At 65.4% G+C, this 10,724-nt stretch carries 11 protein-coding genes and 1 pseudogene; 5 read left to right on the plus strand and 7 right to left on the minus strand.

Going from position 1 to position 10,724, the window contains the following annotated elements; all coding sequences use genetic code 11:
• Positions 1 to 59: 59 nt before the first annotated feature.
• Positions 60 to 1,199 (minus strand): cell division protein ZapE, encoded by a 1,140-nt coding sequence (gene zapE / locus B3E91_RS17275; protein WP_287030700.1) that lies wholly within the window; start codon positions 1,197 to 1,199, stop codon positions 60 to 62.
• A 224-nt stretch (positions 1,200 to 1,423) separates the two neighbouring features.
• On the opposite strand from zapE, the gene B3E91_RS17280 reads away from it, so the two are divergent.
• The 4 genes and pseudogenes from B3E91_RS17280 to B3E91_RS22335 all read left to right on the plus strand — a co-directional run bounded on the left by B3E91_RS17280 (position 1,424) and on the right by B3E91_RS22335 (position 4,142).
• Entirely contained in the window at positions 1,424 to 1,648 is a 225-nt protein-coding gene (locus B3E91_RS17280) for a DUF3203 family protein (RefSeq protein ID WP_090231688.1), read from the plus strand.
• A 201-nt stretch (positions 1,649 to 1,849) separates the two neighbouring features.
• On the plus strand, positions 1,850 to 2,059 hold the full coding sequence (locus tag B3E91_RS17285; protein WP_287030702.1) for a hypothetical protein: 210 nt from the start codon (positions 1,850 to 1,852) through the stop codon (positions 2,057 to 2,059).
• Between the two features lie 337 nt (positions 2,060 to 2,396).
• Positions 2,397 to 3,284: pseudogene (locus B3E91_RS22330) on the plus strand (HAMP domain-containing protein); the annotation flags it as partial.
• A gap of 93 nt (positions 3,285 to 3,377) precedes the next feature.
• Positions 3,378 to 4,142: a methyl-accepting chemotaxis protein gene (locus B3E91_RS22335; protein ID WP_390896866.1), complete on the plus strand. Its 765-nt coding sequence runs from the start codon at positions 3,378 to 3,380 to the stop codon at positions 4,140 to 4,142.
• Positions 4,143 to 4,160: 18 nt separating this feature from the next.
• Here B3E91_RS22335 and B3E91_RS17295 read toward each other — a convergent pair whose 3' ends face one another.
• The 6 genes from B3E91_RS17295 to purU all read right to left on the minus strand — a co-directional run bounded on the left by B3E91_RS17295 (position 4,161) and on the right by purU (position 9,990).
• Positions 4,161 to 5,684 carry a DHA2 family efflux MFS transporter permease subunit gene (locus B3E91_RS17295; protein WP_273233876.1) on the minus strand — a complete coding sequence of 508 codons (1,524 nt, stop codon included), beginning with the start codon at positions 5,682 to 5,684 and terminating at the stop codon, positions 4,161 to 4,163.
• A gap of 12 nt (positions 5,685 to 5,696) precedes the next feature.
• Complete coding sequence (locus B3E91_RS17300; RefSeq protein WP_287030703.1) at positions 5,697 to 6,923, minus strand: HlyD family efflux transporter periplasmic adaptor subunit; 1,227 nt, start codon at positions 6,921 to 6,923, stop codon at positions 5,697 to 5,699.
• Positions 6,924 to 6,933: 10 nt separating this feature from the next.
• On the minus strand, positions 6,934 to 8,397 hold the full coding sequence (locus B3E91_RS17305) for an efflux transporter outer membrane subunit (protein ID WP_287030704.1): 1,464 nt from the start codon (positions 8,395 to 8,397) through the stop codon (positions 6,934 to 6,936).
• 1 nt (position 8,398) lies between these two features.
• Positions 8,399 to 8,656: a MarR family winged helix-turn-helix transcriptional regulator gene (locus B3E91_RS22120; RefSeq protein WP_349681598.1), complete on the minus strand. Its 258-nt coding sequence runs from the start codon at positions 8,654 to 8,656 to the stop codon at positions 8,399 to 8,401.
• A 271-nt stretch (positions 8,657 to 8,927) separates the two neighbouring features.
• Complete coding sequence (locus B3E91_RS17315; RefSeq protein ID WP_287030706.1) at positions 8,928 to 9,125, minus strand: hypothetical protein; 198 nt, start codon at positions 9,123 to 9,125, stop codon at positions 8,928 to 8,930.
• Positions 9,126 to 9,138: 13 nt separating this feature from the next.
• On the minus strand, positions 9,139 to 9,990 hold the full coding sequence (gene purU, locus B3E91_RS17320) for a formyltetrahydrofolate deformylase (RefSeq protein ID WP_090231696.1): 852 nt from the start codon (positions 9,988 to 9,990) through the stop codon (positions 9,139 to 9,141).
• A 321-nt stretch (positions 9,991 to 10,311) separates the two neighbouring features.
• Here purU and mvaT point away from each other — a divergent pair, with 321 nt between their 5' ends.
• Entirely contained in the window at positions 10,312 to 10,695 is a 384-nt protein-coding gene (mvaT, locus tag B3E91_RS17325; RefSeq protein WP_282343236.1) for a histone-like nucleoid-structuring protein MvaT, read from the plus strand.
• Positions 10,696 to 10,724 lie beyond the last annotated feature (29 nt).

The raw sequence follows: 10,724 nt of genomic DNA on the forward strand, positions 1-10,724 counted from the left end.
GTGGGTTGGTGCGCAGGGCGCACCTACGGGAGGACGCCCTACGGCTCGTCGCCGTCGGGTCAGCCGGGCGCGGGGGCAGCCGTGCGACCGAAGCGCTGCAGCTGCATTTCCTTCAGCCGGCTCAGGGTGCGGCGGAACGGAAAGGCCAGGTAGCCCTCGGTGTACAGCGCGTCCATCGCCACCTCGGCCTCGATGTAGAGCGGCACCTGGCGGTCGTAGCATTCGTCGACCAGGGCGATGAAGCGCCGCGCGCCGTCGTCGTGCTTCGACAGCCTGGGCAGTTCGCGGTCGCCGGCAGCCACCTGCTCGGCCGCGTCCTCGGTGCCACGGGCGATCTTGCCCTCGCCCTGGCGCGCGCTCATGTTCGGCACGCCGCTCAGCAGCACCGCATCGAACTGGTCGCAGAGCACGATGAAGTCGTAGGCCGCCAGCGGCCCCTTGCACAGGTCGTCGAAACGGCTCCAGAGCACCCGCGCGCTGCGCCGCACCACGGCGATCGGGCGGTGCGCCAGGGTCACCGGTTCGCGGGAGCCGGCATCGTCTCCCGCCAGCTGCCGGAAAACCGCCTCCAGGGCACCTGGCTGCCCGGCCTGGGCCAGCCAGTAACGCTGCAAGCCGGCGCCGGGATGCAGGCGGTGATCCTCGCCGCCGTCGAGGTTGACCACCTGCATGCAGCGGTTGATCGCGGCGATCGCCGGCAGGAAACGCTGGCGGTTGAAGCCGTCCGCATAGAGCTGCTCGGGCGGCTGGTTGGAGGTGGCGACCAGCACCACGCCCTGCTCGAACATCACCTCGAACAGCCGCCCGAGGATGATCGCGTCACCGATATCGGTGACGAATAGCTCGTCGAAACACAGCACCCTCACCTCGCGCCCCAGCTCCGTGGCCAGCGCCTGCAGCGGATCGGCGGTGCCGACCAGCTGGAACAGCCGCTGGTGCACCCAGCGCATGAAATGGTGGAAGTGCTGGCGCCGGGCCGGCACCTGAAGGCTCTCGTGGAAGCGATCCATCAGCCAGGTCTTGCCCCTGCCGACCGGGCCCCACAGGTACACGCCGCTGCCGGGCGAAGCGCCGCCACCGGCGTGGATGGCCTGCTGGCAGCGCTCGAGGATCTGCACGGCGTGCCATTGCGCCGGGTCCGACTGGAAACCCTGCTCGACCGCGAGGCGATACGCCGCCAGGGGAGAAAGCGAACTCATGAGTGAACTACCGAGGGAAGACCGCGCGAATGATGGGCCATCGCGGCGCGGCTTTGAAGTCGCGTCGCTGTCCCCGCCCGGCAATCTGCGTCCGACAGGTTCGCCGTTGCAACGAAGGGCAACTAACACCGACGAAACAATGCCTGGCCGCGCCCGGGAGTATCCACGCAAGTTCGAGGTCACAACTGGGTAACCGCGTGATTACGTTATCCCGGAGAACTGCCATGACGATCGAGATCAATACCCACAATTCCACCTGCGCCGTTTTCGTCGACGACCGCAAATACGAAAGTCCCCTTGACCAGGTACGCGTGACGACCGACGAGGCGACGCGCATGTCGGTACTTGAAATAGCCGGACGCCGCCAGCTCATCAGTGAACCTGATGCCGAGCACCTCATAGGTGCCGGCGCCGAAGACGCGCGTTTCAATCTATTGAAGGACGACTGAGCCGCGTCATTGAATCTTTTTGCGTAAATACAGTCTTTTCAGTACGCCGCATTAATCCGCGTATGGATGTATTCGCGGCGATGGATATAATCGCCGCGCCCAACGCGGCGACAAGTATCAAGAACGATAAAAAACCCGACGCAGCGCAGCGGTCCCTCCGCCTCGCCCAGCGTCCTCCATGTTCGATCAACAGGATCAATCGTGAATAAAGACGAACTGCGCGCAGAACTAGAGCGCCAGGCGCAACGCTATATGGATATTAACGGCGGAGAAGTCAAAACCTACGCTGCTCAACCGGAACCCGAGCGTAAGCCTTGGCGCAAGAAAGCCAGTGTGCTGGACCAAGCTTTCCAGCAGGAACTGCAAAAGATGGAAAAGGAACTGGAAAAAGCCGATACCCAAAGCGCCTGAGTATTTCCGCTTTCCTGATTACATGAATGCAGCGGCCGCCCTGAAAAAGTGCGGCCGCTGCGTATCCAGCATCGAACTTTAAGCATTCGCGACATTTCGTCGTATGCATTCAAGCTATCTCGGCGCTGACCGATAGGCTGCACAGGCCAGGGTGTTTGGCCGACTACCCGTGCACGTCAAACCGGATTCCGCCATGCCTTCGAACCTGAAGTTCAGCCACAAGATTCTGCTCGCCGCCTCGCTGGTGGTGGTGGTCGCCTTTTCGCTGTTCACCCTCTACAACGATTACCTGCAGCGCAACGCGATTCGCGAGGACCTGGAGAACTATCTGGGGGAAATGGGCGAAGTGACCGCCAGCAACATCCAGAACTGGCTGTCCGGGCGCCTTCTGCTGGTGGAAAGCGCGGCGCAATCGGTGGCCAACAACGATTCAGCAGACGCGATAGCCAACCTGCTGGAGCAAAAGGCGCTGACCTCCAGCTTCAACTTCACCTACCTGGGCACTCGCGACGGCGCCTTCACCATGCGCCCGGACGATCCGATGCCCGACGGCTACGACCCGCGCACCCGGCCCTGGTACAAGGATGCGCTCGCCGCCGGCGGCACCACGCTCACCGAACCCTACATCGACGCCGCCAGCAACGAGCTGATCATCACCATCGCCACCCCCGCGCGCCGGGACGGCCAGACCCTCGGCGTGGTCGGCGGCGACCTGGGGTTGCAGACCCTGGTGAAGATCATCAACTCGCTGGATTTCGAAGGCATGGGCTACGCCTTCCTGGTCAGCGCCGACGGCAAGATGCTGGTTCATCCGGACAAGAACCTGGTGATGAAATCGCTGAACGAGGCCTTCCCCGCCAGCCAGCTGAACATCGGCCCCGGCTTCAGCGAAGTCGAAGGCGCCGACGGCACGCGCATCGTCACCTTCGCCCAGGTGAAGGGGCTGCCCTCGGTGAACTGGTACGTCGGCCTGTCCATCGACAAGGCCAAGGCGTTTTCCATGCTGCAGGAATTCCGTACCTCGGCGATCGTCGCCACGCTGGTGGCGGTGGTGCTGATCCTGCTGCTGCTCGGCATGCTGATCCGCGTGCTGATGCAGCCGGTGCGGCTGATGGGCCGTGCGATGGAGGACATCGCCGAAGGCCAGGGCGATCTGACCAAGCGCCTGGAAATCCACTCGCGCGACGAGTTCGGCGACCTGGCGGACGCCTTCAACCGCTTCGTCGGACGGGTCCACGCCTCGATCCGCGAGGTGTCCTCGGCCACCGCCCAGGTGCATGAAGTTGCCCAACTGGTGGTCAGCGCCTCCAATTCGTCGATGAGCAACTCCGACGAGCAGGCCAATCGGACCCACAGCGTCGCCGCCGCGATCAACGAACTCGGTGCGACCGCGCAGGAAATCGCACGCAATGCCGCCGACGCCTCGCACCAGGCTTCCGATGTCCGCAACCTCGCCGAAGACGGCCGCCAGGTGGTGCAGAAGACCATCGGCGCGATGACCGACCTGTCCGGAAAGATTCGTTCGTCCTGTGACACCATCGAGGAACTCAACGGCAAGACCGCCAACATCGGGCAGATTCTCGAGGTGATCCGCGGCATTTCCGAGCAGACCAACCTGCTGGCGCTCAACGCCGCCATCGAAGCGGCGCGCGCCGGGGAAGCCGGACGTGGCTTCGCGGTGGTCGCCGACGAGGTGCGCAACCTCGCCCATCGCACCCAGGAATCGGCGGCGCAGGTGCAGCAGATGATCGAGGAATTGCAGGTCGGCGCGCGCACCTCGGTCAGCACCATGACCGAGAGCCAGCGCCACAGCGAACAGAGCGTGGAAGTCGCCAACCAGGCCGGCGAGCGTCTGGGCAGCGTGACCCAGCGGATTGGCGAGATCGACGGTATGAATCAGTCGGTCGCCGCCGCCACCGAGGAACAGACCACGGTGATCGAGTCGCTGAACGTGGATATCAACGAGATCAACCTGCTCAACCAGGAAGGCGTGGAAAACCTCCAGGCCACCCTGCGCGCCTGTGGCGACCTGGAAGGCCAGGTCACCCGCCTCAAGCACCTGGTGGACAGCTTCCGCATCTGACCCGCGGCGCCGCCGGCCTCAGTGGCCTCCGCCGCCCGCGGCCTTGGCGGTGAACGGCGGTTTGGCCAGCCAGATGATCAGGATCAGGCCGAAGAACATCCACCCGAGCAGGGTGAAGTACTCCACCGTCGAGAGCATGTAGGCCTGGCTCTCGACGATCTTGTCGATCTGCGCGTAGTGCGCGGTCGATGCCCCTCCCAACTGCTGCAGATACTGTTGCGTCGCCGGGTCGTAGGCGGTCACGTGCTCGGCCAGCTGCGCGTGGTGCAGGTCGGCGCGCCGCTGCCAGATCCAGGTGGTCAGCGACGAGGCGAAGCTGCCGCCAAGCACGCGCAGGAAGGTCGCTAGGCCAGAACCGTCGGCGATGTCCTTGGGCGGCAGGCTGGAGAGCAGGATGCTGGTGGTGGGCATGAAGAACAGCGCGATGCCCAGCCCCATGAACACCTGAACTTCGGCGATGTGGCGGTAATCCACCTCGGTGTTGAAGGTGGCGCGCATGAAGCAGGACGCCCCGATCACCAGGAACGAACCGCCGGACAGCAGGCGCATGTCGACCTTGTGCGCGAACCGCCCCACCAGCGGCGAGAGGAACACCGGCAGCAGGCCGATCGGCGCCGCGGCCAGGCCGGCCCACACCGGCGTGTAGCCAAGCTGCGTCTGCAGCCACTGCGGCAGCAGCAGGTTGATGCCGAAGAACCCTGAATAGCCGAGCACCAGCGCCAGCGTGCCGAAGGAGAAATTGCGGTAGCGGAACAGGCTCAGGTTGACGATCGGGTGCTTGTCGGTGAGTTCCCAGATCACCAGGGCGATCAGCGCCACCACCGCCACCGCGCCGCCGACCTGGATGAAGGTCGACTCGAACCAGTCCAGGTCGTTGCCCTTGTCGAGCACCACCTGCAACAGGCCGACGCCGATCACCAGCAGGCTCAGGCCGACGTAGTCGATGGGCTGATGAACGATCTTCTCCGGCCGTTTGCCCAACTGGCTCCAGACCACCAGGCAGGCGAACACGCCGATCGGCACGTTGATGAAGAAGATCCAGGGCCAGCTGTAGTTGTCGGTGATCCAGCCGCCCGCGATCGGTCCGATGATCGGCGCCACCACGGTCACCATCGCCAGCAGCGCCAGCGCCATGCCGCGCTTGGCGGCGGGGAAGATCGCCAGCAGCAGCGTCTGCGCCATCGGATACAGCGGCCCGGCGACGAACCCCTGCAAGGCGCGGAACAGCACCAGCTCGGGCATCGAGCGGGCGATGCCGCAAAGGAACGAGGTGATCACGAACAGCATCACCGCGGCGAGGAACAGCTTCACCTCGCCGAAGCGCCGCGCCATCCAGCCGGTCAACGGCAGGGCGATGGCGTTGCACACGGCGAACGAGGTGATCACCCAGGTGCCCTGCTCCGAACTCACCCCGAGGTTGCCGGCGATGGTCGGCAACGCGACGTTGGCGATGGTGGTGTCGAGCACCTGCATGAAGGTCGCCAGGGAAATCCCGATGGTCGCCAGCAGCATGCTCGCCGGGCGGAAGGCGTTATCGCTCATGGCAGGCTCCCGTCAGCGCCCGGCCACGCCACCGGCGCGGGTTCCCGGCGCGTTGCGCTGGATGATCTGCTCGATCAGCGCGTCGGCCTCGGCCAGTTGTCGCTCATACACGTCGGTGGAGAAACTCGGCTGCTCGAGCGGCTTCTGCGCCAGCAACTCGCCGTCCTGGTCGTGCAGGTCGACGTTTACGTCGGTGGACAGGCCGATCCGCAGCGGGTGCTTCTTCAGGTTGTCCTGCTCCAGGCGGATGCGTACCGGCAGGCGCTGGACGATCTTGATCCAGTTGCCGCTGGCGTTCTGCGCCGGCAGCAGCGAGAACGCGGTGCCGGTGCCGACGCCGAGGCTTTCCACGGTGCCGCGGTAGCGCACGTCGCTACCGTAGAGGTCGGCCTCGACCTCCACCGGCTGGCCGATGCGCATGTCGCGCAGCTGGGTTTCCTTGAAGTTGGCGTCGATCCAGATCTGCTCCAGCGGCACCACCGCCATCAGCGGAGTGCCCGGCTGCACGCGGGCGCCAACCTGCACGGAGCGCTGCGCGACATAGCCGCTGACCGGCGCCACCAGGCTGCTGCGCGCCTCGTCGAGGTAGGCCTGGCGCATCTGCGCCGCCGCCGCCTTGACGTCCGGGTGCGAGGCGATGTCGGTCTCGTCGACCAACGCGACGTTGGTATCCAGCTGCTGCTGCGCGGAGGTCAGCGCGCTCTGCGCCGAGGTCAGGGTATCGCGGGCGTGGGACAGCTCTTCCTGGGAAATCGCGCCGCCCTGGGCCAGCTTCTGGCGACGCTGGAAGTCGCTGCGCGCGCGCTCAACGTCGGTCTTGCGCGAGGCGACCTGGGCCTTGTAGGAGTCCACGTTGCTGTACAGCCCGCGCACCTGGCGCACGGTCTTCGCCAGGTTGGCTTCGGCGCTCTGCAGCGCGACTTCGCTGTCGCTCGGGTCGAAGCGCACCAGCACCTGGCCCTGCTCGACGTAGTCGCCATCGTCGGCGCCGATGCTGACCACCGTGCCGGTGATCTGCGGGGTTATCTGCACCAGGTTGCCGTTGACGTAGGCGTCGTCGGTGCTCTCGTGGAACCGCCCGTAGAACAGGTGATAGAGGTAAACCCCGAGCACGGCGAGGATCACCAGCAGCGCCAGGCCGATGAGCAGCGTCCTGCGCTTGCCGGAGGATTTGTTGTCGTTCTGTTCGGCGCCGTTGTTCCCGGCGTGCTCGACGGTGTTGGGCGTGGAATCGGCCATGGTCGTCTACTCAGCGTGAAGAGGTGGAGGCTGCGGCGAGCGGAGTCGCGGGCGAGCCGGAAATCTGGAAACCGCCGCCCAGTGCCTGCATCAGCAGCACCGCGCTGTCGACGCGCTGGGCGTTCAGGCTGACGAGCTGGCGCTCGGCCTGCAGCAGTTGCTGCTCGACACTCAGCGCGTCGAGGTAGTTGCCGATGCCGTCGCCGTAGCGCTGCATGGCGATGTCGAAGGAGCTGCGGGCGATGTCGCGGGCGCGCTGCTGCTGGAGGATCTGCTGGTCCAGCGAGCGCAGCTGGGTGATGCCGTCGCCGATATCGCCGAGCGCCGCGAGCAGCGTCTGGTTGTACTGCGCCACGGCGAGGTCGTAGTCGGCATCGCGGCCGGCCAGGTCGGCGCGCCGACGGCCACCGTCGAAGATCGGCAGCGACAGCGCCGGTCCGACCTCGAAGAAGCGGCTCGGCCCACCGAACAGGGCGTCGCCGAGCACCGACTTGATACCGGCGGACGCCGTCAGGTTGAGGTTCGGGTAGAAGCGCGTCTTGCTGGCATCGATGTCCCGCGACGCCGCCTCGACGCGCCAGCGCGCGGCCACCAGGTCCGGGCGCCGGCCGATCAGCTCCGCCGGCAACTGCGCCGGCAGGCTCACCGCGGTCGGGGCGATCAGCTGCGGACGCGGCAGCTCGGCGCCGCGGTCCGGGCCCTTGCCCAGCAGCACCGCCAGGCGGATCTGCGCACTGCGCACCTGCTGGCGCGCGGCGGTCAGCGTCGCATCGGCCGCGGCTTCCAGGCTCTGCGTCTGCTGCAACTGGTATTCGCTGTCGATCCCGGCGGCGTATCGGCGCTGCGACAGCTCGAGCATGTCGCGGGTGCGCTTGAGGTCCTGCTCGGCGATGTCCTGGGTGCGGAACGCCAGGCCGAGGTCGTTGTAGCCGCGCGCCACGTTGGCAGCGAGCGTCAGCCGCGCGGCCTGGCCATCGACTTCGCTGGCCCGCGCGCGCCCCAGCGCCGCTTCCCAGGCGGCACGCTCGCCACCCCAGAGATCGAAGCTGTAGCTGGCATCCACCGACAGGCTGCGCAGCGTGCCGTAGCGTTCGCCCTGGCCACTGGGGTCATCGATGCGCGACTCGCGCGAGCGGCTGACGGCGGCGTTGAGGTCGACATTCGGCTGGCGCTCCGCATCGGCGGCGAGCGCGGCGGCGCTGGCCTGGCGCGTACGCGCGTCGGCCACCTGGAGGTCGGGGCTGGAGGCCAGCGCTTCGCGAATCAACGCATCGAGGCGCGCATCGCCAAGGCTGTTCCACCAATCGGCACGCGGCCAGGCGGCCGGCGTCAGCCGCTCGGCGGCCAGGGTACGCTCGCTGCTCAGGGTGGCGGCGTCGAGCAGCGCACCCTGCGGCTGCAACCCGCGTGACGAGGCGCAACCGGCCAGCGCCAGGGCCACGCACAGGGCGCAAAGGGAAAGGCGTGCGTTCATCTCAATGCGCTCCCAAGTCATCCGGCAACAAGCCGGTGGGCGTCAGCACCTTGCGCAGCAGCCGGTCCAGCTCCTTGAACTCCTCGCGGGTCAGGGGCTGTGTCAGGTCGTTCAGCGCATCGGCGGCGATGGACATGATCTGCTGGCTGAAGGCATTGCCCTGCTCGGTCAGCAGGAGGCGCACCTGGCGCCGGTCCGCGTCGCAGCGCACCCGCGTCAGCAGCCCCTTGTTCTCCAGCCGGTCGAGCATCCGCGTCATCGCCCCGCTGTCCAGCGACAGCGCCCGGCACAGGGCNNAGGTACTTGTCCAGCAGGCGGTCCTTCTGCTGGTTGACCAGCGCGAGGAGGTGGCCGATGGAGTAGCGCAGGGGAAAATTGTCGCGATCGTAGTGCTGCATGTTCTCTGCCTAGTCAGCTATACGCAAAGAACAATACTGCCTAGGCAGCTATTAGACCATGACAAATCCTGCAACAGTCTTTCGCCTTAATCGAACAGGTTGCCCACCGTGCGGGCAAAGAAAAAGGCGCCCTCAGGCGCCTTCGTCGTTAGTTTTGCCGGGCGGAGGACCCTCGCCCTCCCCGTCCTTGAGCTGCTCCCACAACGCCTGGGCGTCGGGAAACTCGGTGCCATCCTCGCTGCTCAGCGCCTCCGGATCGTAGCGCCGCACGCAGCCCTCGCCGACGGTGGGCGGCGCTTTCGAGGTGGCACGGTCGAGGGGATCGCTCACGGGCAACTCCGGTTCAGTCGAACACGACGGTCTTGTTGTCGTGGACCAGCACGCGGTCTTCCAGGTGGAAGCGCAGCCCGCGGGCGAGTACCCGGCGCTCGACGTCCTTGCCCAGGCGCACCAGGTCTTCGATGCTGTTGCGGTGCGAGATGCGCGCCACGTCCTGCTCGATGATCGGGCCGGCATCCAGTTCCTCGGTGACGTAGTGGCAGGTCGCGCCGATCAGCTTCACCCCACGCAGCGACGCCTGGTGGTACGGCTTGGCGCCGACGAACGAGGGCAGGAAGCTGTGGTGGATGTTGATCACCTGATGGGCGAAACGGCGGCACAGGTCCGGCGGCAGGATCTGCATGTAGCGCGCCAGCACCACGGTGTCGGCCTGGTGCTCCTCGACCAGGCGCGAGACCTCGGCGAACGCCGGCTGCTTGTCCTGCGGATCGACCGGCACGTGGAAGAACGGAATGCCGTGCCATTCCACCATGCTGCGCAGGTCCTGGTGGTTGGAGATCACGCAGGGGATTTCGCAATCCAGATCGCCGCTGTGCCAGCGGTGCAGCAGGTCGGCCAGGCAATGCGATTCGCGGCTCGCCATCAGCACGACGCGCTTCTTCTGCGCCGAATCGCTGATCCGCCAGACCATCGAGAACTGCTTGGCGATCGGTGCGAAGGCCTGGCGAAACTCTTCCAGATCGAACGGCAGCGACTCGGCGCGGATTTCATGGCGCATGAAGAACCAGCCGCTCTGGTGGTCCGAGTGGTGGCTCGCCTCGCTGATCCAGCCGTTGTAGGTGGCCAGGAAGTTACTGACTTTGGCGACAATACCGACGCCATCCGGACAGGCGATGACCAGCCGAAAAGTGCGCATTTCTTTACTCCAGATTCACAAAGGCGGCCATTCTAGCCACACCCGTGGAAACTTTCAGTAACTGTCGCCAGGCGCCAGCCCTCGCCCGGCCAACGGCAGGCCGGCGGGCGCCGCTTAATTGTCCCGACGAAGAAAGCCGACGCCTCCTGCGGGTGTTGCGAGACCAACTTCACGGCGACTGGCACTGACCTTTCATCAATCGTCCCCCAATAAAACCCGGCTAATTAAAAACAACCCTTGCCCATCCGTTAGATGTTTACTTGGCAAACAGCGATGACTATTATTGAGCCACTATCAACCCCCACTATTTAAGGTAAGCCAATGTCGCTGATCAATGAGTACCGCGCCACGGAAGAAGCCATCAAAGAACTTCAGGAACGCCTGAAGAATCTGTCGCAAGACGACAAACTGCAGAAGGAGTTGGAGTTCGAAGGCAAACTGCGCGCACTCATGGGCGAATACTCCAAGTCGCTGCGCGACATCGTTGCCCTGCTCGACCCGGACGCCCGCCAGTCCAAGGCACCGCGCGCCAGCAAGGCGACCGGCACCGGCGCCACCAAGCGCGCGCGCAAGGTCAAGCAGTACAAGAACCCGAACACCGGTGAAGTCATCGAAACCAAAGGTGGCAACCACAAGACGCTGAAAGAGTGGAAAGCCAAGTGGGGTTCGGATGTAGTCGAAGGCTGGTCGAGCTTTCTCGGTTGATTGAACGCCAATAAAAAACGCCGGCAATT

The organism is Pseudomonas sp. UBA6310 (assembly GCF_002438225.1).
In the GTDB taxonomy this organism is placed as follows: Bacteria; Pseudomonadota; Gammaproteobacteria; order Pseudomonadales; family Pseudomonadaceae; genus Pseudomonas_O; species Pseudomonas_O kuykendallii.

What these genes read in the sequence shown, in the direction of transcription:
- zapE (WP_287030700.1), bottom strand. Translation starts at nt 1,199, where the DNA reads ATGAGTTCGCTTTCTCCCCTGGCGGCGTATCGCCTCGCGGTCGAGCAG.
- B3E91_RS17280 (WP_090231688.1), top strand. Translation starts at nt 1,424, where the DNA reads ATGACGATCGAGATCAATACCCACAATTCCACCTGCGCCGTTTTCGTC.
- B3E91_RS22335 (WP_390896866.1), top strand. Translation starts at nt 3,378, where the DNA reads ATGAGCAACTCCGACGAGCAGGCCAATCGGACCCACAGCGTCGCCGCC.
- B3E91_RS17295 (WP_273233876.1), bottom strand. Translation starts at nt 5,684, where the DNA reads ATGAGCGATAACGCCTTCCGCCCGGCGAGCATGCTGCTGGCGACCATC.
- B3E91_RS17300 (WP_287030703.1), bottom strand. Translation starts at nt 6,923, where the DNA reads ATGGCCGATTCCACGCCCAACACCGTCGAGCACGCCGGGAACAACGGC.
- B3E91_RS17305 (WP_287030704.1), bottom strand. Translation starts at nt 8,397, where the DNA reads ATGAACGCACGCCTTTCCCTTTGCGCCCTGTGCGTGGCCCTGGCGCTG.
- B3E91_RS22120 (WP_349681598.1), bottom strand. Translation starts at nt 8,656, where the DNA reads ATGACGCGGATGCTCGACCGGCTGGAGAACAAGGGGCTGCTGACGCGG.
- purU (WP_090231696.1), bottom strand. Translation starts at nt 9,990, where the DNA reads ATGCGCACTTTTCGGCTGGTCATCGCCTGTCCGGATGGCGTCGGTATT.
- mvaT (WP_282343236.1), top strand. Translation starts at nt 10,312, where the DNA reads ATGTCGCTGATCAATGAGTACCGCGCCACGGAAGAAGCCATCAAAGAA.